This is a genomic window from Cellulosimicrobium cellulans, assembly GCF_016907755.1.
GTDB classification, from domain to species: Bacteria; Actinomycetota; Actinomycetes; order Actinomycetales; family Cellulomonadaceae; genus Cellulosimicrobium; species Cellulosimicrobium cellulans_D.
This window is the reverse complement of the sequence record NZ_JAFBCN010000001.1, coordinates 958,912-979,160: the sequence shown is the minus strand read 5'-3', so window position 1 is coordinate 979,160 and position 20,249 is coordinate 958,912. Positions and strand designations below refer to the sequence as shown.

General features: G+C 75.4%; 17 protein-coding genes and 3 tRNA genes. 7 read left to right on the top strand and 13 right to left on the bottom strand.

What is annotated here, in order from left to right:
- Positions 1 to 6 precede the first annotated feature (6 nt).
- The 3 genes from JOE63_RS04265 to JOE63_RS04255 all read left to right on the top strand — a co-directional run bounded on the left by JOE63_RS04265 (position 7) and on the right by JOE63_RS04255 (position 3,906).
- Positions 7 to 1,041 carry a hypothetical protein gene (locus JOE63_RS04265; protein WP_087470887.1) on the top strand — a complete coding sequence of 345 codons (1,035 nt, stop codon included), beginning with the start codon at positions 7 to 9 and terminating at the stop codon, positions 1,039 to 1,041.
- Entirely contained in the window at positions 1,034 to 3,034 is a 2,001-nt protein-coding gene (locus JOE63_RS04260) for an HlyD family efflux transporter periplasmic adaptor subunit (protein WP_204539416.1), read from the top strand. Before JOE63_RS04265 ends, JOE63_RS04260 begins: the two co-directional genes overlap by 8 nt.
- Positions 3,035 to 3,192: 158 nt before the next feature.
- A complete protein-coding gene (locus JOE63_RS04255) occupies positions 3,193 to 3,906 on the top strand; it encodes an anaerobic ribonucleoside-triphosphate reductase activating protein (protein ID WP_204539413.1) in 714 nt (237 codons plus the stop codon).
- A gap of 51 nt (positions 3,907 to 3,957) precedes the next feature.
- On the opposite strand, the gene JOE63_RS04250 is transcribed toward JOE63_RS04255, so the two are convergent.
- Positions 3,958 to 4,581 carry a GyrI-like domain-containing protein gene (locus tag JOE63_RS04250; protein ID WP_204539410.1) on the bottom strand — a complete coding sequence of 208 codons (624 nt, stop codon included), beginning with the start codon at positions 4,579 to 4,581 and terminating at the stop codon, positions 3,958 to 3,960.
- A gap of 155 nt (positions 4,582 to 4,736) precedes the next feature.
- Between JOE63_RS04250 and JOE63_RS04245 the strand changes: the two genes are divergently transcribed.
- On the top strand, positions 4,737 to 5,159 hold the full coding sequence (locus JOE63_RS04245; RefSeq protein ID WP_204539407.1) for a hypothetical protein: 423 nt from the start codon (positions 4,737 to 4,739) through the stop codon (positions 5,157 to 5,159).
- Positions 5,160 to 5,216: 57 nt separating this feature from the next.
- Here JOE63_RS04245 and JOE63_RS20850 read toward each other — a convergent pair whose 3' ends face one another.
- The 4 genes from JOE63_RS20850 to JOE63_RS04225 all read right to left on the bottom strand — a co-directional run bounded on the left by JOE63_RS20850 (position 5,217) and on the right by JOE63_RS04225 (position 7,771).
- Positions 5,217 to 6,248 carry an alpha/beta fold hydrolase gene (locus JOE63_RS20850; protein ID WP_204539404.1) on the bottom strand — a complete coding sequence of 344 codons (1,032 nt, stop codon included), beginning with the start codon at positions 6,246 to 6,248 and terminating at the stop codon, positions 5,217 to 5,219.
- Between the two features lie 35 nt (positions 6,249 to 6,283).
- Complete coding sequence (locus tag JOE63_RS04235; RefSeq protein WP_204539401.1) at positions 6,284 to 6,892, bottom strand: TetR/AcrR family transcriptional regulator; 609 nt, start codon at positions 6,890 to 6,892, stop codon at positions 6,284 to 6,286.
- 103 nt (positions 6,893 to 6,995) lie between these two features.
- The gene (locus JOE63_RS04230; RefSeq protein ID WP_204539399.1) at positions 6,996 to 7,598 is read right to left on the bottom strand and encodes a GDSL-type esterase/lipase family protein; all 603 of its coding nucleotides are present in this window, start codon (positions 7,596 to 7,598) and stop codon (positions 6,996 to 6,998) included.
- Positions 7,599 to 7,698: 100 nt separating this feature from the next.
- A tRNA-Arg gene (locus JOE63_RS04225) sits at positions 7,699 to 7,771 on the bottom strand.
- 229 nt (positions 7,772 to 8,000) lie between these two features.
- On the opposite strand from JOE63_RS04225, the gene JOE63_RS04220 reads away from it, so the two are divergent.
- Together JOE63_RS04220 and JOE63_RS04215 are read left to right on the top strand one after the other, a co-directional pair.
- Positions 8,001 to 8,912: an ABC transporter ATP-binding protein gene (locus JOE63_RS04220; RefSeq protein ID WP_204539396.1), complete on the top strand. Its 912-nt coding sequence runs from the start codon at positions 8,001 to 8,003 to the stop codon at positions 8,910 to 8,912.
- Positions 8,909 to 10,279, top strand: a complete 1,371-nt coding sequence (locus tag JOE63_RS04215) for a hypothetical protein (RefSeq protein WP_087470879.1) — start codon at positions 8,909 to 8,911, stop codon at positions 10,277 to 10,279. Before JOE63_RS04220 ends, JOE63_RS04215 begins: the two co-directional genes overlap by 4 nt.
- Positions 10,280 to 10,389: 110 nt before the next feature.
- On the opposite strand, the gene JOE63_RS04210 is transcribed toward JOE63_RS04215, so the two are convergent.
- Positions 10,390 to 10,478 (bottom strand) — tRNA-Ser (locus tag JOE63_RS04210).
- Positions 10,479 to 10,583: 105 nt separating this feature from the next.
- A complete protein-coding gene (locus JOE63_RS04205) occupies positions 10,584 to 11,144 on the bottom strand; it encodes a TetR family transcriptional regulator (RefSeq protein ID WP_087470878.1) in 561 nt (186 codons plus the stop codon).
- An 83-nt stretch (positions 11,145 to 11,227) separates the two neighbouring features.
- Between JOE63_RS04205 and JOE63_RS04200 the strand changes: the two genes are divergently transcribed.
- On the top strand, positions 11,228 to 12,106 hold the full coding sequence (locus JOE63_RS04200; protein WP_087470877.1) for an NAD-dependent epimerase/dehydratase family protein: 879 nt from the start codon (positions 11,228 to 11,230) through the stop codon (positions 12,104 to 12,106).
- Between the two features lie 41 nt (positions 12,107 to 12,147).
- Here the strand turns inward: JOE63_RS04200 and JOE63_RS04195 are convergent, their stop codons facing one another.
- From JOE63_RS04195 to JOE63_RS04170, 6 genes are all read right to left on the bottom strand, one after another.
- The gene (locus JOE63_RS04195; protein WP_087470876.1) at positions 12,148 to 13,425 is read right to left on the bottom strand and encodes a threonine/serine exporter family protein; all 1,278 of its coding nucleotides are present in this window, start codon (positions 13,423 to 13,425) and stop codon (positions 12,148 to 12,150) included.
- 109 nt (positions 13,426 to 13,534) lie between these two features.
- The gene (locus JOE63_RS04190; RefSeq protein ID WP_204539393.1) at positions 13,535 to 17,992 is read right to left on the bottom strand and encodes an MSCRAMM family protein; all 4,458 of its coding nucleotides are present in this window, start codon (positions 17,990 to 17,992) and stop codon (positions 13,535 to 13,537) included.
- 257 nt (positions 17,993 to 18,249) lie between these two features.
- Positions 18,250 to 18,334: transfer RNA gene (locus tag JOE63_RS04185), tRNA-Ser, on the bottom strand.
- A 100-nt stretch (positions 18,335 to 18,434) separates the two neighbouring features.
- The gene (locus tag JOE63_RS04180; RefSeq protein WP_082141054.1) at positions 18,435 to 18,971 is read right to left on the bottom strand and encodes a GTP-binding protein; all 537 of its coding nucleotides are present in this window, start codon (positions 18,969 to 18,971) and stop codon (positions 18,435 to 18,437) included.
- Between the two features lie 406 nt (positions 18,972 to 19,377).
- The gene (locus JOE63_RS04175) at positions 19,378 to 19,764 is read right to left on the bottom strand and encodes a DUF742 domain-containing protein (protein WP_031317001.1); all 387 of its coding nucleotides are present in this window, start codon (positions 19,762 to 19,764) and stop codon (positions 19,378 to 19,380) included.
- 34 nt (positions 19,765 to 19,798) lie between these two features.
- Positions 19,799 to 20,248: a roadblock/LC7 domain-containing protein gene (locus JOE63_RS04170; protein WP_024839165.1), complete on the bottom strand. Its 450-nt coding sequence runs from the start codon at positions 20,246 to 20,248 to the stop codon at positions 19,799 to 19,801.
- Position 20,249: the final 1 nt, after the last annotated feature.

Here is a 20,249-nt window from a genome sequence, read left to right as displayed (position 1 = left end):
ACTCCCATGACCCCGCGCACCGCCGCTCCCCCGCTCCCCCGTCCCGCCGCCGACGCCCGGCCCGGCCAGGTACCCGTCGGCGATCCCCGGCGACGCTCGCGCGCCGCGCTCGTCGCGGCGGGCGCCGTCGGCCTCGCCCTCGCCCTCACGGCCTGCTCGGCGTCCGACGCCGCGACCCCCGACCCCGCGACGTCCTCCTCGGCCGCCGAGGACGGCGCACCCGACGCCGCGCTCCCGGGGGGTGGCGGTCGCACGCCCGGCGTCTCGGGCGAGGTCGCCGCCGTCGACGGCACGACGGCGCAGGTCCAGGACGGCGAGTCCCAGACCGCGGTCTCGTGGTCCGAGGGCACGACCGTCACCGTGACCGTGGACGGCACGCTCGCCGACGTCGCCGTCGGGTCGTGCGTCGTGGCCCTGACCGGTTCCCCGGGCGGCGCGCCCGGGGACGAGAGCGACGACACGACCGACGCGGCGGCCACGACCGTGTCCGTGAGCGAACCGGTCGACGGCGAGTGCACCGGCGGCCTGGGCGGCGGCTTCCCGGGCGGCGGGTTCCCCGGCGGCGAGCGACCCGACGGGGCGCCGAGCGACCTCCCCACCGACCTGCCCGAGCGGCCGGACGGCGCACCGACCGACCTGCCGTCCGGCGCACCCGACGGCGAGGGGCGCCCGGGCGGCTTCGGCGGCCTGACGACCGGGCTCGTCACCGCGGTCGACGGCGCCACGGTCACCGTGCGCACGACCACGCCCGAGGGCGAGAGCGGCGAGGAGACCGTGACGGTCGACGACGCGACCGCCTACACCGTCCAGCGCGCGGGGTCCGGGGACGACGTCGTCGTCGGGCAGTGCGTCACCGCGCAGGGCGAGAACGGGGACGACGGCACGCTCACGGCGACGAGCCTGCTCCTCTCCGCGCCGGGTGACGACGGCTGCACGAGCGGCTTCGCCGGGGGCCGCGGAGGCTTCCCCGGCGGCCGCGACGGCCAGGAACGCGACCAGGCCGACCAGGGCGACCAGGGCTCCGGTGGTAGCGATGCGTGACGCGGTCGTCCGCCGGCGCCGCCGGTCACGGCGCCACCGGCTCGTCGCGGCGGGGGTGGCGGTCGCGGTGGTGGGCGCGGGCGGCACCGCCTACGCGCTACGTCCCGCGGACACCCCGTACCGCACCGCGACCGTCGCGACGGGCGACGTCGCGCAGCAGGTGTCCACGAGCGCCACCGTCGCGTCTGCGGCGCGCGCGGACGCGACGTTCGGCACGTCGGGCACGGTCGCGGCCGTCGCCGTGGCGGCGGGCGACCGCGTCGAGGCGGGCGACGTCCTCGCGACCCTCGACGCCGAGGACCTCCAGGACGCGGTCGACGACGCGCGCCAGACGCTCGCCGACGCGCAGCAGACGCTGGCGGACGACCTCGAGGCACAGGCGTCGGGCACGTCGTCGACGACCTCCGCGTCCGGCGCGTCCGGCACCGGGGCCGTGGGCGCGAGCTCTGCGGCGGGCTCCGCGGTCCTGGTCGTCGGCACCACGAGCACCGGCGAGACGCGGGCCGTGGCCGTGGACGCGAGCAGCGTCGACGCACCGGAGCGGGCCGTCGCCGCGGCGCGCGACGCGCTCGCCGCCGCGCAGGCGGACGTGCAGGCGGCGCAGGACGCCCTGCTCGCCGGGTACGCGTCCGTCGAGGACGCGGTGCTCGCCGGCACGACGGCGCTCGGCGCGTCGGGAGCGGCCGTCGAGGCTGCGACGGGCGACCAGGGCGCGTGCGCCGTCGTCCTCGACGCCGACGCCGCCGCGGCGGCCACCGCCGACGACCTCGCCGCGTGCGCCGCGGCGGTCGTGGCCGCGCAGGAGGCCCTGGTCGCGACCGACGCCGCCCAGCGGACGACGGGCACGGCGCAGGGTGTGCTCGTCGACCTCGTCGCCGACCTCGACGACACCGTCGCCACGCTCGGCGAGCGGTCTGCTGCGCTCGACGCGGCGGTCCAGGCCCTCCTCGACGCGCAGGAGGCCGGGGCCGGAAGCGGCAGCGGGACCGGGGGCTCAGGGGGCTCCGGCTCCGGGGGCTCCGCGACGACGCCAGGCCCGGGCGCCGCCGCACCGTCAGGGGGCGCCTCCGGCACGCTCTTGGGCGGGACGTCCGGCGCGGCGCCGGGAGGCACGTCGGGCGGCTCGTCGGGCGGCGGCGACCAGCCCTCCGCGGGTTCCGCGCCGTCGGGGAGCGGTGCGACCGGGCGCGCGGCGTCGTCGGGCACCGTCACGGCCGAGCGCATCCTGGCCGACCGCGCCGCCGTGACGGTCGCGGAGCGGCAGGTGGACGTCGCGGAGGCCGCCGCCGTCGCGGGCACGCTCACCGCACCGATCGCCGGGACCGTGGCGCAGGTCGACGTGGCTGCCGGGGCGTCGGTCGGCACGAGCGACGCCGCGGTGACGATCCTCGGCGACGGCGGGTACGTGCTGTCGTCCACGCTCGACCTCGCGGACGTGAAGGTCGTGGCGGTCGGGCAGTCGGTCACGGCGACGGTCCCGGCGACCGGCGCCGCGTACACGGGGACGGTGAGCAGCATCGCGGTGCTCAGCGACTCGCAGACCTCGACCCCGTCGTACGCGGCGACGGTCGCGCTCGACCCGGTCGACGGCGAGCTGCCGGAGGGCGCGTCCGCGTCCGCCACCATCGCCGTCGCCGCCGTGGACGACGTGCTCGTCGTCCCGACCTCCGCCGTCGCGGCCGACGGGTCGGCGCGCACGGTCCGGGTGCTCGACGGCGCCGAGGTCCGCACCGTGACCGTGACGACGGGCGCCGTCGGGCCGGAGCTCACCGAGATCACGGACGGTCTCTCCGTCGGCGACGAGGTCGTCCTCGCCGACCTCGCCCAGCAGCTCGTCCAGGACGACGACGCGTCGTCGGGGCTGACCGGTCTCGGCGCGGACGGGTCGGGCGCGCGCGGGGGCTTCCCGGGCGGGGACGTCCCCGGCGGGGGCTTCCCCGGCGGCGGGTTCCCACAGGGCGGGGGCGGGTTCGGCGGTCCGCCGTCGGGTTGAGCGCCACGACCGGGGCCGACGTCGTGCGCCGGACAGGTCGGGACCTTCGACCGGTCCGGCGCACCGGGCGGCGGCGCTACGTTCGAGGTCCTGGCAGCGCGGCGGGCGACCCCGACCCGTCGGACTGCCGGGCCGTCGTGCGTCGGAAGGAGCCGCCGATGACCCGCCCCGGCCTCGTGGTCGCCGGACTGAACCGGCTGTCCGTCACGGACTGGCCCGGGCGGCGGGTCGCCACGGTCCTCACGCAGGGCTGCCCGTGGCACTGCGGCTACTGCCACCACCCGGGGCTGTGCGCGGTCGCCGCCCACGGGGCACCGCCGCCCCGGGACGCTGTCCCGTGGTCCGAGGTCCTCGCGTTCCTCGCCCCGCGCCGTCGGCTGCTCGACGGCGTCGTGTTCTCGGGCGGCGAGCCGACCCTCCACCCCGGGCTGCTCGGCGCGATCGACGACGTGCGCGGCCTCGGCCTCGACGTCGGGCTGCACACCGCCGGCCCCTGGCCGGCCCGGCTCGCCCGGCTCCTGCCGTTCGTGGACTGGGTCGGGCTCGACATCAAGCACCTGCCTTCGCGCTACCCCGTCGTGACGGGGACGATCCCGTCCGGGCGCCGCGCGTTCGAGGCGCTGACCGTGCTGCTGCGCTCCGGCGTCGACCACGAGGTGCGCACCACCGTCGACCCGAGCGTGCACTCGCGCACCGAGCTCCTCGCGCTCGGCACGCACCTGCGCCGCCTCGGCGTGCGCGAGTGGGTGCTCCAGGAGGCCGTGCCCGACGGCGCGGCCGCCGCCTGGACCCGCACGCTCGCGGGCCGTCGCCTCGCCGACGTGCTCGACGACACCGACCTCGCCTGGGCACGACGGCGGTCGGCCGCGTGACGGCCATCTCGGCAGTCGTCAGCAGAAGTCGGTAGGTCGTCGCGTCGGCCGTCAGGCCGGGCGGACGGGCTGGCGCAGCACGGTGCGCAGCCTCGCCGGGTCCGTGCGCCGCACGTCGCTCAGGTAGATCTCGTGGTGCGGCCCGGCGAACGTGAGCCCGTGCTCGGGCAGGTAGACGTCGTGCAGCTCCGCGAGCACCGGGCCCTCGTCGTCGTACGACCCGACGTGCAGGGTCTGCACGGACCGGCCCTCGGTGAGGCTCGTGCGCCGCACGAGGTCGAGCGCGGCCGGGGCGTCCTTCTTCGCGCGGACCGTGTCCGTGGCCGCGACGACGAGGTCCTCGTCCACCCAGTCCGGCTGGAGCACCAGCAGCGTCCAGCGCCACGCGCCCTTCTCCCGCCGCACGAACGTGCCCGGGTCGTCGGCCGTCCACAGGCCCTCCAGCGGCCCGACGACGTAGTCGCGGCCCTCCCGCTTGCTCGCGAACTTCACCGCGTACGAGAGGGAGAAGAGCGCCTCGACCGCAGCCCCGTAGGCGGGCGAGGTGTTCGGGTCGCCCTCGCCGTCGACCGCGAGGTAGGCGAGCGTCGGGACGTCCACCTCGACGAGACGCCCGCGCGGCGGGGCGTACAGCTCGCGGTGCAGCGCCTTGAGGTCGACCTTGTCCGACGGCATGCCCCGACGCTACCCGCCGCCCCCCACAGCGGGCCCGGCCGCGCCGCCCCGGGCCGTCGTCGGGGCGGTCCCGGGCCGCTCCCGGACGGCGAGACGGCGTCCCTCCGGCGTGGACGATGCTGGCGCGCCCACCCTGCGCCTGGTATCCACACGGGGTGACCGCCACGCCGCCCCCGCACCCGCCGCAGGACCCCCGCATCGCGTACCCGCCGGCGCGCCCCGCGCAGGCGCCTCCCCCGCCCGGCTACCCCGGCGCCCCGTACCAGGGCTACCCGCCCGTGCCCACGCTCCCGCCGGCCGCGTTCACGCCCCGGTACCGCCGGACGGCGTGGGCCCTGATCTGGGTCCCCGTCGCGCTCATGGTCACCGCCGGCGTCCTGAGCATCGTCCTGCTCGCGTACGCGGACATGGACCCGAGGAACTCCGGCGCCGGGTCCCTGGCGCTCCTCCTCTGGGGCGTCATGCTCGTCGGCGGTCCGCTCCTGCTCGGTGCGTTCATCCCGGGGTGCGTGATGCTGTCCCGGTCGAGCTCGGCGCGCGCCGTCCTGCGGACCACGGGGTACCGGCCCCCGGCCTGACGCACGACACCTCGTCGTCGCCCCTCGGCGCGTGACGACGGGCGCCGCGCGCCGCGCTCAGGTTCCGCTGCGCGCGAGGCCGGGCTCGACGCGCGCGTCGGGGCGCACCGGCGTCACGTAGTCCACGACGGCGCGCACGACCTCCGGGTCGCGCAGCAGCCGGTGGTGCCCGAGGCCCTCCGTCGTGAGGAGCTCGCCCTCGGGCCAGGCCGCGGCGAGCGCGGCGCCGACCGGGTACGGCACCTCCTTGTCGGCGCGGTCGTGGACGACGAGCGCGGGCGGGACCGGGTGGGTGCGCAGCGTCTCGCGCACGTCCAGCTCGGCCAACGGGCGGCCGGCGACGTCGGAGAGCATGCCCTGGAGCAGCTCGCGGGTCGGACGCGAGAGCCGGAGCAGGTCGGCGAACCCGTCGAGCTCGCCCAGCACGTCGGCGATCGCCGCGACGAGCACGAGCCGCCGCGCAGGCAGCCCGTCCCGGACCGCGAGGACGGTCGTCGCGGTGCCGAGCGAGTGCGCGACGACCGCCGTCGCGTCGCCGTGCTCGCGCACCACCGCGGCGAGGGCGTCCGCGAGCTCGGGCATCGTGCTGCGCCGCCGTCCGAGGCGACCGGGCCCGGAGTCACCGTGGCTCGGCGCGTCGAAGGCGACGACCCGGTAGCCGGCGGCCCGGAGGGGCTCGACGAACGCGCCGAGCTGGCCGCGCCACCCGCCCCAGCCGTGGGCCAGGTAGACGACGCCGGCCTCGGCGGGCGAGCCGGTCGTCCTCGGGTCGCCGTCACCGCTCGTCCGCTCCGCGCCGCCGGTCCGGTCCGCCGCCCACGTCTCGACGACGACGCGGGACCCGGCGGCGGTCGTCACCGTGGTGAGCGTGCCGGGTGCGGAGCGGTCGTCGCGGCGTCGCCCCGCGCCGTCGGGCGGGGTGCACCACAGGTCGAGCGCGAGGCGCGCCGCCCGGCGCGGGGAGACCGCCTGGAGGACGGCGAGACGCGTCCGGACGAGCGAGAGCTGCAGCGCGGCCTTGCGCCGGCGCGCCGCGCGACGACGGTCGGCACGAACGGTCGTGCTTTTCTTCGAGCCTGAGACGCCCACGGGAGGTTCCTCTCGGTCGGTGGTGCCGGTTGCGATCAGCGGACGGGGACCGGCGCAGGTGTGCGCGCCGCGTCGAGCAGGGCCTCGAACGCGCGCCGTGCGCGCTCCTCGGCGAGCGGGTCGGCCATGAGGACGTGCGCGTGGTTCACCCCGAGCATGACGCCGTAGAGGTCGGAGGCGAACTGCTCCGGGTCGGCGTCCTCGCGGAAGCCGCCCTCCGCGACGCACGTGCGGAAGACCTGCGCGACGGCGTCGCACAGGTCGCGGTGGTCGCGCACGAGCTGGTCACGGACGGGACCCTGCTGCGCGGAGAGCTCGGTCGCCGCCTTGACGAACAGGCACCCACCGGGGTCCTGACGAAGGTCGCACGCGAGCCACCCCTCGAACAGCGCCCGCATCCGGGGCTCGCCGCGCGGGGTGCGCAGCGCAGGGGCGACCACGGTCTCGATGAACTCGGCCCGCGCCTGGTCGAGGACCGCGAGCTGGAGCGACTCCTTGGAGCGGAAGTGCGCGTACAGGCCGGACTTCGACATGCCCGTGGCCGACGCGAGCTCGCCGATGGTGAGCCCGGTCAGCCCGACGCGGTACGCGGCCTCCACGCCACGGTGCAGGATCGCCTGCCGCGTCTCGTCGCCCTTGGTCACCCGGCGAACGTAGCACGATCGTGCGAAAACCGGGAGACCCTGTCTCTGCGGACAGGTCGACGCCGACGAGGTCGCACCCGTCGCGCGGTCCCCGGCCCGGGCGTCAACCGATCCAGTCGAGGACCGGCCCCTCGACCAGCCCCGCGAGCACCGCGTAGCCCGCCGCACCAGGGTGCGCGCCGTCGCCCGCGCGCACCTCACGCCGCCACGTCGCGTCGCGCGCCGTCCGGTCGAGCACGGAGACACAGGGCACGCCGAGCGCCGAGGACTCGTCGCGGAGCGCGGCGTCCAGCTCGGCCGAGCGCGCGTTGTGGTCGTCGTCGTCCACGGCGACGGGGCCGACCAGGAGCAGCGGGACCGGACCGACGTCCGTCGCGATGCGGCGCAGGGCCGCGAGGGTGCCTGCGACGTCGACACGCGGCCGGGCGTCGACGTCGAGCGCGGTGTCGTTGACGCCGAAGGAGACGACCACGCGCGGCTCCGCAGCCGGGGCGAGACGCGGGGCGACCTCGCGCGCCAGGCGGTCCGCGACCTGCTCCGACGTGTCGCGACGCACCCCGAGGTTGTACGCGGTCAGGGGCAGCGCCCGGGTCGCCGACGCGGCCACGACCCGCCCGACCCAGCCCAGCGCCGACCCGTCCCCCACCCCGGCGACGAACGAGTCACCCACGAAGCACACCCGCACGTCACGGTCCGAACGTCGCACCGGCGCAGTCTACGGTCGCGGCGTCCGACGCCCGTCTGCGCGTCGCGCCGCGGAACGACGAACGGCCCCACCCGTGCGGGTGAGGCCGTTCAACATGAGGTGCGCCCGAAGGGATTCGAACCCCCAACCTTCTGATCCGTAGTCAGATGCTCTATCCGTTGAGCTACGGGCGCCGGTCCTGCTGACCGCTGATCGCTCACCGGCCGTCGAGAACACTACCGTGTCCCCGCCCCGAACCCAAACCGATCCGCCCCCGGACGGCCCGAGGTGACGGACGCCACGCCGTCCGACCCTCGCCGCACACGGCGCGCCGGGCGGTCCCCCCAGGGTCGGACCTCCGCGGGACGACGTCCCGCCCCCAGCCCGACGCGACGGCGCCCGGCGCCGCCGGACGATCGGTCCATGACGTTCACCGGCCCCTCCTCCGTCCCCGGCGGCTCGCCCCTCGTCGCGAGCGCGCTCACCAAGGTCTACGGCTCCGCCCAGACCGCGACGCACGCCCTCGCGGGCGTGAACCTCACGGTCCACCCGGGCGAGTCGCTCGCGATCATGGGCCCGTCCGGGTCCGGCAAGACGACGCTCCTGCACGTCCTCGCGGGCATCATCACGCCGACCTCCGGCTCGGTGTCGTGGCGGGGCGAGGACGTGACGACGCTCTCCGAGGCGCGCCGCACGGTCCTGCGACGCCAGGACTTCGGCTTCGTCTTCCAGTCGGGCCAGCTCCTGCCGGAGCTGCCGGCGGTCGAGAACGCCGCCCTGCCGCTCATGCTCGCGGGCACGGCGCGCACGGAGGCCACGGCCGTCGCCGCCCGGTGGCTCGCGCACCTCGGCCTCGCCGGGATGGAGCAGCGCCGACCGGGCGAGCTCTCGGGCGGCCAGGCCCAGCGCGTCGCGATCGCCCGCGCGCTCGTCGGGTCGCCCGGCGTCGTGTTCGCCGACGAGCCGACCGGGGCGCTCGACCAGTCGACCGGCGCCGAGGTCCTCGACGTCCTCACGCGCGCCACCCGCGACTCCGGTGCCGCGCTCGTCGTCGTCACGCACGACGCGGGCGTCGCGCGCCACTGCACCCGCACCGTGACGATGCGCGACGGCCGCATCTCCGGCGAGTTCTTCGCGCCCGGGGCCCAGCCCGCCCCCGGCGAGGCGCAGCAGCAGCCCGTGGCGAGCCCCGCCGTCGGGCAGCCTGCTCCCCTGCCGCCGGCGCCGCCTGCCGCCCCGTACGACGCCGCCACCCAGGCCGCGATGGCCGCTCACCCGGCCGCGGGGTACGCGCCCGGCGCCCCGGCCGCCCCGAGCCAGGAGAGCGCACGATGAGGACCGTCGACCTCTGGTGGCTCCTGCGCCGTCGTAGCGCCGACGAGCGCGACCCGCAGGGCCTGACGAACGTGCTCGCGATCATCGCCTTCGCCGTGACGACGGCGATCCTGCTCGTCGTCATGGGCGGCTTTCACGCCTTCCTGGGCCGCGCCGGCGGGATCGAGGGCGTCCGCGAGGGCATGGAGGGCGTGACGCCCTACGACGCGCAGTACCCGTTCCTCGCGGGGATCGCGTCGCTCCTGCTGCTCATCCCGCTCGTGACCCTCGGTGCCGCGGCCGCGCGCCTCGCCGTCGCGCGGCGTGACGCCCGCCTCGCGGCGCTGCGCCTCGCGGGCGCGACGACGGGCCAGGTCACCACCCTCACCGCCCTCGACGCCGCCGCGCAGGCCGTGATCGGCGCCCTCGTGGGCCTGTTCGGCTACGGCGCCCTGCTGCCGCTGGTCGCGCAGCTGCGCTTCCAGGGCCGCACGTTCGACCTCGCGGAGCTGTGGGTCGGCGTTCCGGCGCTGCTCGGTGCGGTCGTGCTCGTGGTGGCCGTGGCGCTGGTGTCCGCGCTCGTGAGCCTGCGCCGCGTCGCGATCACGCCGCTCGGCGTCGCGGCCCGGGTGACGCCGCCCGGGCTCAAGGCCGTCCGGCTGCTGTCGATGGGCGTCGCGTTCGTCGCGCTGATCGTCGCGACGAACCTGTCGTTCGGGTCCGTGGCGGTCGTCGTCACCGTCCTCACCGTCATCCTGCTGGTCGGCTTCGCCACGGTGAACGTCGTGGGGCCGTTCGTCATCTGGCTCGTCGGCAAGATGACCGCCGGCGGCGCTCGGCGCGTGCCGACGCTGCTTGCGGGCCGGCGGATCGTCGACAACCCGAAGACTGCGTGGCGCTCCGTCGGCGGCGTCGCGCTCGCGACGTTCATCGCCGGGCTGACGAGCATCTTCGCGCTCCTGGAGCCGGGCATGGGCGCGGACCCGGACGAGGTGCAGTACCTCACCGACATGAAGACCGGCGGGTTCCTCACCCTCGCCATCGCGGGCGTCCTCGCCGCGGTCTCGACCGGCGTCATGCAGGCAGGCCGCGTCATCGACCAGCGCAACGAGTACCGCACGCTCGTCCTGTCCGGGACGGACCTGCGCACGCTCGACCAGGCGCGGTTCCGCGAGACGCTCGTCCCGCTCGTCGTGAGCGTCGGCGTGGCGACGTTCGCGGCGCTGCTGTTCATGGTCCCCGTGATCGGGCTCAACGCGTTCGCGAACGTCGGGGTCGTCGTGCAGTTCCTGCTGTGCGTCGCGGCCGCGTCGGCCCTCGTGCTCGCCGGGGCCGGGGCGTCCCGGTTCGTGGTGCGGTCCGCGCTCGCGACGTCGGGCAGCGCGTAACCTGCCCGGCGTCGTCGCCGCCCACGGATCCTGGGACCCGTGGGCGGCGACGGCACGGTGCCGGGCAACAGAAAAGGCCCCGGGCTCTTCGCAGCCGGGACCTTCCTGAGCGGAGACGGAGGGATTTGAACCCTCGAACGGATTGCTCCGTTACCACCTTAGCAGGGTGGCGCACTAGACCTGACTATGCGACGTCTCCTCGCAGGCTCGGCGGAGAGCCTGCGTCGCCCAGGGTACAAGGGCGTCGCCGCGAGACCAAACCGCCGGGCCCGACGGCGTCGCACACCCTCGACGACCTGGCCCGTCAGGCGGCGAGGTCGCTGAGATCGTCCAGCGTGGCCCCGACGACCGCGCGGAGATCCTCCGACTGGCCGCCCGCGAGCCACCGCGCGCACGCCACCTTGAACGCCGCCATCGCGGCCTGCGCCGCGAGCTCCGCCCTCTCCGGCGTCTCGCCGCGCCCCACCAGCGCCTCGGCGAGCGAGTCGGCGAGGGCCGCGTGCTTCGTGAGCTCCCGCTCGCGGAGGTCCGCGTGGCTCGTCACGATCGCGTCGCGCACGCGAAACCTCGCCGGGTCGACCTGCAGCACCTGCGCCCCCGCGACGAGCGCGGCACGGATGGCGTCGTACGCCGTGGCGGGAGCCGGCGCCTCGTCGACCGCGGCCGACATCGTGCGTCCCAACGCCTCGCCCCCCTGGAACAGCACGTCCCGCTTGTCGGCGAAGTACCGGAAGAAGGTGCGTTCGGTCAGCCCTGCGCGCGCGGCGATCTGGGCCGCCGTCACACCGTCGTATCCCGCCTCGGCGAACAGCTCCATCGCGGCGGCCATCAGGCGCCCGCGCGTGTCCGGTTCCCAGCGTGCCACGGCCCCAGCCTAGTCGATGTCAGCCGCTGACATCGCAGGGTGTAGGCTCATGTCTGTCACTGACATCACGTGGAGGAACCACCATGAAGGTCTTCGTCACGGGCGCGTCCGGCTTCGTCGGGACCGCCCTCCTGCCCAGGCTGGTCGCCGCGGGCCACGAGGTCGTCGGGCTCGCCCGCTCGGACGCCTCCGCCGCCGCGGTCGAGGCCGCGGGTGCCGCTCCCCTGCGGGGCGACCTGGACGACCTCGACACGCTGCGGGACGGCGCCGCCGCGAGCGACGGCGTCGTGCACCTCGCCTATCGGCACGACTTCGCCGACGTCGATGCCGCCGTGCGGACGGACCGCGCCGCGATCGACGCGATCGGGTCGGCGCTGGCGGGCTCGGGCAGGACGTTCGTCATCGCGTCCGGGACACCGATCGTGCCGGGGCGGCCGTCGGTCGAGGCGGACGACCCGGAGGACGGTCTCCTGGCCGCGCGCCTCGAGACCGCCCGCAGGTTCCTCGCACTGAGCGAGCGCGGCGTGCGGACGACGAGCGTCCGCCTGCCCCGCACCGTCCACGACGACCTGGGCCGCGGGGGCTTCGCGGGGATGCTCGTCCAGATCGCCCAGCAGGCCGGGGTGTCCGGCTACGTCGGCGACGGTGCGGCGCGCTGGCCCGCGGTGCACGTCGCGGACGCAGCGCGTCTGTTCCAGGTCGCCCTCGAGAAGGGCCCCGCGCGCGGCGTCCTGCACGCGGTGGACGAGGAGGGGATCACGCTCCTGGACACCGCAACGGCGATCGGCCGCGCCCTCGACCTGCCCGTCCGCGAGGTCGCCGCCGACTCGCTCGGCTTCCTCGGCGCTCTCGCCGCCGTCGACCAGCCCGCGTCGAGCGCGTGGACCCGCGAACAGCTCGGCTGGGCTCCGTCCGGCCGCGGGCTCCTGGATGCTCTCGGCCAGGCCCGCTCCGCCGTCTGAGCACGGCCCGCGCGGCACGTCGGACCCCGCACGCACGGTACCTAGCGCTCGAAGGTCCACTCCCGGTCGGTGAGCATGCGGGCCACGGCCAGCCCGATCGCGAGCGCGACGATCACCAGCCCGGCCTCGACGGCGTAGGCGAGCGCCTGCGCCGTCGCGCCGGTGTTGAACTCGTACACCGCCCGGTACGCCGTGACGCCCGGGACCATGATGACGACCGCCGGCACGGACACCGTGATGCGCGGGACGCGCAGCGCCGGGGCGACCGTCGCGGCGAGCAGGCCCACGAGCAGCGCGGCCGCCGCCGCGGCCGCCTGCGGGACGACGCCGCCGTCCACGAGGAGCAGCCGCCCCACGTTCGCGACCATGCCGATCGACGCGGCACCGAGCGCCATCGCCCACGGGCTGTTGAACATCAGGGCGAACCCGAGCACGCCGAGGAAGCTCGCGACGCTCCGCAGGCCGAGGAACAGCGGCTCCGCCAGTCCGGGCGGCGGCACCGGGTCCGGGGCGAGCCCCGCCGCGGCCGACACGCCCCACACGGCCAGCGCGGCCGAGGCGAGGATCATGAGCGCGTACGTCACGCGCGCGACCCCCGCCGAGAAGTCGAGCTTGGCGAGGTCGAGCGCGCCGGTGACGAGCGCGAACCCGGGCACGAGGAAGAGCACCGCGGAGACGTACCCGGCCTCGTGCCCGCCGTCGACGCCCGCGAGCGCCGACAGCGCCAGGACGAGGACCAGGTAGGCGATGCTCGCGACCGCCGCCGCGAGCATCGTCACGCCGAACTGGTTGATCCCCCGGTGCAGCATCGCCCGGCGCACGCCCTGCCCGAGCGCAGCCGCGACGAGCACCGCGCCGCACTCGACGAGGCCGCCGTTGTTGAGGAACGCGAAGGCCGCGCACGCGATCCCCGCCCAGAGGGCGTTGAGCAGCGCGCCGTACAGCGGCGGCCGCCGCGCGATCCGGTCGAGCTCCGCCTCGACGGTGCCGAGGTCGGCGCCCGCCGGCAGGGCCGCGGAGAACCGCTCGAGCTGCGCCAGTCGGTCGGCGTTGATCCCGATGGACCGGACCTCGGTGAGCTCGGTGCGGAAGATCGGGCCCCGGTACGACGTCGCCGTGATCTCCGTGAGCGTCACGTGGGCGGCGATGTGGTCGAGCCCCAGCGCCCTCGCCGCACGGGTCATGTGCGACTTCACGCGGTAGCTGCCGGTGCCCGCGGAGAGGGCGAGGCGGCCGATCCGCAGCACGGTGCCCGACCGGCGGATGAGGTCGACGGGCTCGAGACCGGCTTCGTCGGCCGGGGAGGGCTCAGGCGTCACGAGGCCATGATCCCGTAGGTCCGTCCGCGCGGCACTCGCCGAAGGTCCCGGTCCCGCGTGCCCAGGGGCCGGGCGGCAGGGACACCCGGTCGCCCGGACGCGACGCTCGTCAGGAGCGTCGCACCCGGCGGACGACGAGGAGCCCGCCTCCCGCGAGCAGGAGCAGCGCCGCCGCACCGAGCAGCCAGCCCGTGTCCGCGCCCGTCGCCGGGAGCGGGCGTTCCGACACGGGCGGCACGCTCGGCCCGGGTGCCGGGGGGCCCGGCGGCTGCGGAGGCGCCGGCGGCTCCGGTGCGGGCGCGCACGCGGCCGCCTCGGACTCGGTCGCGCCGTCCTCGCCGACCACCCCGACCGTGTTGAGGAAGCCGCCCGCCGTCGTCCCGGCCGGGTCGCACAGCAGCGCGTCCGGGACGACGTCGGCCGGCACCTGGGCGACGACCGTCACCCGGTAGCGGTGCGTGGCGCCCGCAGCGAGCGTCGCGCCTGACGTCACCGTCGGCTGGTCCACGCCGTCCCAGTCGGCCGCGACCGGGAGCCCGTCCAGGGACTCCACCGACGCGTCCCGCACCACGATGCCGCTGCCGAACACGAGCCGGTCCACGAGGTCGTACGTCCGCTCCACGCCCGCTGTGCTGCTCACCACGACCTCGTAGGCGATGCGGAACACGCCGGGCTCGACCAGGTCCGGCCCCTCGACCACGCTCTTGGCGACGTCGAGCGCGGTCGGCCGCTCGTTGGTGAACGTGCACAGCACCGTCTCGCCGGGCAGGACGTCCACGGTCGCGGTGGCGCCGTCGACCGTCGTCGACCCGCTGGACCCCACGCACACGAGGTCCGCGAGGGTCCAGCCCGGGGTCGCCGTCTCCGTCACGGTGTACGTCCCAGGCGCGAGCGGACCTGGCGAGAACGGCTCGTCGCCGTCAGTGAGGGTGAACGGGGTCGGCTCGCCGCCCTCCGGCGCCCACTCGAGCCCGAACTCCTGCTCCGACCCGGCGGGCTCGGTGACCTTGTCGACCACGAGGGTGCCCCACGGCGTGTTCGTGTAGGTGCACACGACCGTCTCACCCGGGTCGAGGGCGATCGTCCCGACGCCGGCCGACGCCTCGGACCCCGTCCCGTCGGGGTCGCCGTCGACGCACGTGAGCGCAGTGTTCTCGAACCCGTCCTGCGGGACCTCGGTCACGACGTACGACCCGGGGGCCACGTCCTCGAAGGTCGCGGTCCCGACCCCGCCCTCGGTGCCGATCGAGAACTCCTCCGGCTCCTGCCAGTCCCCGGTGAAGTCGAACTCGCCGTCGGCGCCGTCGACGACCTTCGTGACCACGATCGTCCCGTGGCGCGCGTTCTCGGCCGTGCACGCGGCCACGTCGCCCGGCCCGACGGAGAAGTCGGAGAGGTCTGCCAGGGGGAACGGCTCCCCTCCGCCCGCAGGGGTGACGACGCACGTCAGCGCGCCCTCGACCCAGCCGGGCCCGTCCGACTCCACGAACGAGTACCGCACGCCGGGGACGATCTGCGGGAGTCCGAGCGTCACCGTGCCGTCCACCGTCGTCACCGGCACCGTGATCGGGTCGACGGCGCCGTCGAGGTCGGTGAGCACGAACTCGAACGTCCCGTCCCCGCCCAGGGAGGTCTTCGTCAGCGTGCCGCTCCCCTGCACCGCCGTGTTGGTGAGCGTGCACGCCAGGTCCAGCCCCACCGGGGCGACGAACTGGATCCCGGGCGTGCCGGGTTCGGTGTCCACGACACCGGTGCACGCGACCTCGACCGCGGTCCAGCCCGGGACCTGCGCCTCGGTGATCGAGTACGCGGTGCCCGGGACGAGCCCGGACCACGTGACGAGACCCGCCGCCTGGCCGGTGCCCGAGGCAGTCTGCGGCGACGTCTCCCCCGCGGGCACGGGGTCGATCGCGACGTCGAACGACCACGGCAGGTCGCCACCGATCCCGGTGGCCACCTTCGCCACGGAGATGCTCGACGGGGCGACGGTGTTCTCCACGGCGCAGGCGACCGCCTGCCCGGGGGTCGCCTCGAGCTGGAACCCGGGCGTCGCGGGGTCCGCGTCCGTGAGGCCGTCGCACGTGACCTCGCCCCGCGTCCAGCCCGGCGGGGGCTCCCCGGCCTCGCGCACCGTGTAGAGCACGCCAGGGACGAGCTCGCCCCACGCGACCGTCGGCGCCGCCGTCGTCGCCGTACGGCCGTCCGCCGTGCCGTCGGGAGCCACGAGCTCGACGTCGACCGCCCACGCGAACGCCGGATCGGCACCCGCGACCGTCTTGGTCAGGGTCAGCGACGCCGGTGCCGCCACGTTCGTGAAGAAGCAGACGATCACGCCGCCGTCCGGGAGATCCACCGTGACCCCGCGCCCGTCCGCGGTCGGGGACCAGAAGTCCGCGTTGCACTCCAAGGACCCGCCCTGGAGCGACCAGCCCGGCACGTCCGCGGGCTCGGTGATCGTGTACGCGCCCTGGTCCAGACCCTCGAAGGACCGCAGCGCGACGTTCGGCGGCGTGGAGCTGCCGCTCAGGACGAACGGTGTCGGTGCGCCGTCCGCCGGGGCGAAGACGAAGTCGAAGTCCTGCTCGTACTCGACCGGGACGGTGCGCTTCACGACCGCGATCGACCCGGGTGTGACGTTCGTGAAGAAGCAGCGCACCGTCTCGCCCGGGAGCACGGTCAGGTCGATCGTGCGACCCTCCGGGTCGGCGGAGTGGTCCTCGCCGCCGTACGTGCACGCGAGGTCGGCCAGCAGGGTCGCGGGCAGCTCGTCGTCCGTCAGCTCCTCGATCGTGTACGTCCCCGCGGGCACGCCCTCGATCGTGTGCTCGTAGAGCGTCCCGTCGCCCTGCTCGACCGTGATCGCGAAGTTCTCGTTCCCCGGCAGGTCGCTCGTGAAGTCGAACGTGCGCCCGTCGACCCCGTGCGCCTCCTTGGAGACGATCACCGTGCCGAGCTGCGTGTTCGTGAACGTGCACTCGATGTTCTGCCCGGCCACCGGGGTGACCGTCACCGCCTGCTCGGTCGGCGTCGACGGGACGGAGCACGCGATCCCCGGGGGGAGCCATCCCGGCGTCGCCTGCTCGGCGACCGTGAACGGCACGCCCGCGGGCACGGAGAAGGACACGCTCTCGCCGTCGTGGAGCGTGAAGCCCGCCTGCCCCGTCGCCTCGAAGGAGAACGCCTGCGGCGACCCGTCGGGGTCCGTCTGCTTGGTCACCGTGACGACGGCGGCCGCGTTGGTGATGACGCAGTCGGTCGTGCCCAGGGGCCGCACCGGGAACCGGTCCGCCGGATCGTCGAGCACGAACTGCTCGGGCGGCCCGCCGCCCGCCGGGACCGCGGTGCACACGACGGACTGCAGGTCCCACGGGGGCGGGACGTCGGTCTCCGTCAGGGAGAAGCCGGAGCCGAAGAGGACGTCGTCGAACCGGACGGTCTCCCCGCTCGCGAGCGTCCCCGAGACCGTGGGCACGGGCGGCGGCCCCGGCTGCACCGGGCCCGTGTCGCTCGCCACCGCGAAGCCGAACCGGGCGCCGGTGTCCGCGCTCTGCGGGACCGTCGCCTTGGACACGGTCAGCGCACCACAGTTGGCGATGCGCATCCGGTCCGGAGCGTGGTCGGCGAAGTCCTGGATGTTCGCGCTCGGCGAGTTGCCCGTGCGCGTGAGCATCTCCGAGACCTCGTAGGTCGCGCACTCGGAGGGCGCGAGGACGCCCGCCGTGTTCAGGTCGATGGCGAACTCCCCGAACGTCTCCTGCGGTTGGTTCGTCAGGGGCGGGCCCTCGGAGCGCACGCCGACGGCCCAGGCGAAGTCCACCGAGCCGGCGTCGGGCGCCCAGGTCCCGGGCCCGAGCGGGTTCGCGCACCCGTCGCCCGCCGTCGGCGCCCACCGATGGACGGCGGCCGTCGTGCCCGACGACGCGTAGTTGAACTCGAGCAGGATGTCGTCGCAGCGCCCCGGACCGGGTCCCTCGAGGTGCTGGAAGACGCTGACCTCGCCCGCGCCCGAGTAGCGGGTCCAGTACCCGTAGAGGATCGCGTGCCGCATCCCGTCGTCGTCGACGACGTACTCGAGCCCGTACGCGGTCGAGCACAGGTCGCCCTTCGCGTTGGGGTTCGCGGGCCCGGGCCGCCACGGGTTCGTGCTCGGGCTCTGGCTCGGCGGCGCGCCCGTCTGGTCGGGGTTCGCGTTGCACGACTCGGCGAGACTCCCGTTGTCCCAGGCGAAGCTGGCCTGCACGATCCCCGACGACTCGAACCCCTGCGGCGTCGTGTACGGCCCCGTCGGGGTGAACGTGAACGCGCCGTCGGGCTGCACGCCGGTGAGGAAGTCGTCCCAGTTGAACGTCTCGGGCGGGTTGCCGGAACCCGACGTCCCGTCGATCTCCATGCCGGTCTGCAGGCCCGACGGCTCGAGCGTGGCGGCGTCTGCCGTCGGCGGAGGGGTGAGCGGCACCAGCACGACCCCGAGCAGGAGCGTGGCGGCGAGCCCCGCGAGCAGGCGCCGCGCGCCCGGGCCCGGCGGAGGCCGACGGCGCCCGTGCGCCACACCGGTCGTGCTCGTCATGGGCCGCTCCCCCGGAGACCGCACCTCGCCCGCTGCTCACCCGGCGCTCGGACGCGCCAGGTCGCGTGCCCGGTCCGTCCCGGTCGCGCGTCCCCCCGCCCACCGAGCCGTCCGCCGTGGCGACGCGCGCACGGACGACCGACCGTCCACGCCCGAGGCCGACGATAGTACGACGGCATCCCGGTCGCGCGGGGACCGTCGGGACGCGCGTCGGGCCGGGTCCGGAGCGTGGCTCCCGGACCCGGCCCGACGTCCTGCGGAGGGCGAGGGATTCGAACCCCCGGTGCGTTGCCGCACAACGGTTTTCAAGACCGTCACATTAGGCCGCTCTGTCAGCCCTCCCGGCGAGCCATTGTGGCACGCCCGGCCCCTGCACGACGACGGCGGGCCGCCCCGTGAGGGGCGGCCCGCCGTCGTGCGTCCGTACCGGGAGCGAGGGCGGTCAGGCCGCCCCGCGGAGCTGGCGCATCGCGAGCTGGACCAGCGCGATGAGCGTCTGCTTGGTCGCGGCGCGCGACCGGGCGTCCGTGTAGAGCATCGGCACGTGCGCGGGGATCTGCAGCGCCTCACGCACGTCCTCGAGCTTGTGCTTGGCCACGCCGTCGAAGCAGTTCACGCCGACCACGAACGGGATGTTGCGCGACTCGAAGTAGTCGATCGCCGGGAAGCACTGCTCGAGCCGGTCGGTGTCCACGAGCACGACGGCCCCGATCGCGCCACGGACCAGGTCGTCCCACATGAAGAGGAAGCGGTCCTGGCCCGGCGTGCCGAACAGGTACAGCCACAGGTTGCCCGGGAGCGACACGCGGCCGAAGTCCATCGCGACGGTGGTCGTGGTCTTGCGGTCGGACACCCCGCCCGCGTCGTCGACGCCCACCGAGTGCTCCGTCATCGCAGCCTCGGTGTTGAGCGGCTCGACGTCGGAGATCGACCCGATGAACGTCGTCTTGCCGACCGCGAACCCGCCGGCGACGACGATCTTGACGACCGTGGGCGCCGTGCGTGCGGCCGCCGGGGCACCGGCGGGCTGAGCCGCGGCCGGGGTCTGCGTCGCCGCGGTGGGCTGCACCGGCGCGACGGAGGGGGCAGGCCGGGCCGGGGCCGCGGGCTGCGCCGCGGCGACGGGCTGCGGCGCCGTGCGCGGCTGTGCCGCCGCCTGAGCGACCGGTGCCGGCGCCGCGGCCGTGGGCGCCGGAGCAGGGACGGTCGGCGCCGTCGACGGCGCGGCGGGACGCGCCGGGACGGACGCCACCGGCGCCTGCGCCGGCACGCCGACGGGCGCGCTCACCGGAGCCCACGCGGTCTGTCGGACCGCCGCCTGGCCACCGGGCACACCTCCGATCACCCCGGACGGCTGCCCGGCCTGCGACGCGCTGCCCGAGCCGTCAGAGGGTGGAAATGCCATTGAGAACACTCTCCAAGACGCTCAGGGACAGGCCCGAGTGGTTGCTGCCGTGACCCGTGTGGACGTTGAGCGGGGTCGACGTGTGGACGGTGATGTAGTTGTCCTCCTGCAGGTCCGCGACGAGCACCTTCGTCACACCGAGCGGGAGGCGCAGGAGCGCGGAGAGCTCGGCGATCGAGACGTACGTGTGCGCGGCGTGCTGGAGGATCGAGCGCTTCTCGGGCGGGAGCCCGAAGCTGTTCACGGCGCCCGGCATGACCTCGACGAGCGCCTCGAGCGGGAGGTCGGACGTGGCGGAGCGCACACGACCACCCGTGACCGCGTACGGGCGGACCGTCGCCGCCTCGTACCCGTCGTGTGCTCCCATGCTGCCGAAAGGTACGTTCGTCATCGATCAGTCCTCATCCCACCGGGGCTCGCGTCGCGCCGTCGACGGGAAGGCTACCCCGCATCTCCGAGATGAGCTGCGGCGTCAGGGTCGCCTCGGTGCGGGAGACCAGGAGCGCCATCTCGTAGCCGATGAGGCCGATGTCGCAGTTCGCCTCCGCGACGACGCCCAGGACGGACCCGTTCGAGACGTTCATCAGGAACAGGAACCCGTTGTCCATCTCGATGATGGCCTGGCGGACGTTCCCTCCGTTGAGCTGGCGGGCCGCCCCACGGGTCAGGCTCGACATCCCGGAGACGATCGCCGCGAGCTGGTCACCGCTCGTGCGGTCGAGCTGGTCCGACATCGCCATGAGCAGGCCGTCCGCCGACACCACGAGCGTGTGCCGGCTGCCCGGGACCGTCCGCACGAAGTTGTCGAGCAGCCACCCGAAGTTGGTTGCCTCGGTGCTGAGCGCGTTCACT

Excerpts from the sequence above, each read along its gene's own strand:
- JOE63_RS04265 (WP_087470887.1), top strand. The coding sequence starts at position 7 with ATGACCCCGCGCACCGCCGCTCCCCCGCTCCCCCGTCCCGCCGCCGAC.
- JOE63_RS04260 (WP_204539416.1), top strand. The coding sequence starts at position 1,034 with ATGCGTGACGCGGTCGTCCGCCGGCGCCGCCGGTCACGGCGCCACCGG.
- JOE63_RS04255 (WP_204539413.1), top strand. The coding sequence starts at position 3,193 with ATGACCCGCCCCGGCCTCGTGGTCGCCGGACTGAACCGGCTGTCCGTC.
- JOE63_RS04250 (WP_204539410.1), bottom strand. The coding sequence starts at position 4,581 with ATGCCGTCGGACAAGGTCGACCTCAAGGCGCTGCACCGCGAGCTGTAC.
- JOE63_RS04220 (WP_204539396.1), top strand. The coding sequence starts at position 8,001 with ATGACGTTCACCGGCCCCTCCTCCGTCCCCGGCGGCTCGCCCCTCGTC.
- JOE63_RS04215 (WP_087470879.1), top strand. The coding sequence starts at position 8,909 with ATGAGGACCGTCGACCTCTGGTGGCTCCTGCGCCGTCGTAGCGCCGAC.
- JOE63_RS04200 (WP_087470877.1), top strand. The coding sequence starts at position 11,228 with ATGAAGGTCTTCGTCACGGGCGCGTCCGGCTTCGTCGGGACCGCCCTC.
- JOE63_RS04190 (WP_204539393.1), bottom strand. The coding sequence starts at position 17,992 with ATGACGAGCACGACCGGTGTGGCGCACGGGCGCCGTCGGCCTCCGCCG.
- JOE63_RS04175 (WP_031317001.1), bottom strand. The coding sequence starts at position 19,764 with ATGGGAGCACACGACGGGTACGAGGCGGCGACGGTCCGCCCGTACGCG.